At 58.4% G+C, this 594-nt stretch carries 1 protein-coding gene; it reads right to left on the bottom strand.

Annotated elements, in window-relative coordinates; all coding sequences use genetic code 11:
- Window positions 1–594: tRNA (adenosine(37)-N6)-threonylcarbamoyltransferase complex dimerization subunit type 1 TsaB (gene tsaB / locus ACTHUR_RS16050; RefSeq protein ID WP_440399673.1), on the bottom strand; the 594-nt coding region annotated here is incomplete at both ends.

Below are 594 nucleotides of genomic sequence, written 5' to 3'. Positions count from 1 at the left end.
GCTCGGCGTGTGCCGCATCGGTAGCAATATAACGGCCGCTGCGGGCAAGTTTAAGATAGTCGGCGGCGGTCGGCATATCGGTTTGACCGTCAAAAGGCGGTTTGTCGGCGAGGGCAAAGGCATTGCCGATACCGCCGGTAGGCGTTTTGCCTTCGGGCGCGGTAATGGCGACGGCTTTGCCAACCGTGTAATCGCTCAAGCGGATGTGGTTTTGCGTATCAAACCATGCGTAGAACACTTCGCCCATACGCGCATCGGTGGCCGCCAGTACGCAGCTTGATGTTGGCGGCAGCGAAGCGGCGGCATCGAGGCAGGGAATGCCGATCATGGGTGTGTCAAACGGCGTGGCCAAACCTTGTGCAACCGCCGCGCCGATACGCAGGCCGGTAAATGCGCCGGGGCCTTGTGCATAAACGATGCAGCCCAAATCGGCAGCCGTGATGCCCGCTTCTTTAAAGAGGCGTTCGATTTTCGGCAGGATTTGTTCGGATTGCTTGGTGCCGACGTTTTCATGAAACAGGCGGACTTCGCCTTGATGTTCCAATGCGATGGACAGAAAGGCTGTGCTGGTGTCAATGGCAAGAGTCGGGCGGT

Source organism: Neisseria sp. P0021.S007, assembly GCF_051956855.1.
This window is presented reverse-complemented; position numbering and strand designations above follow the sequence as displayed.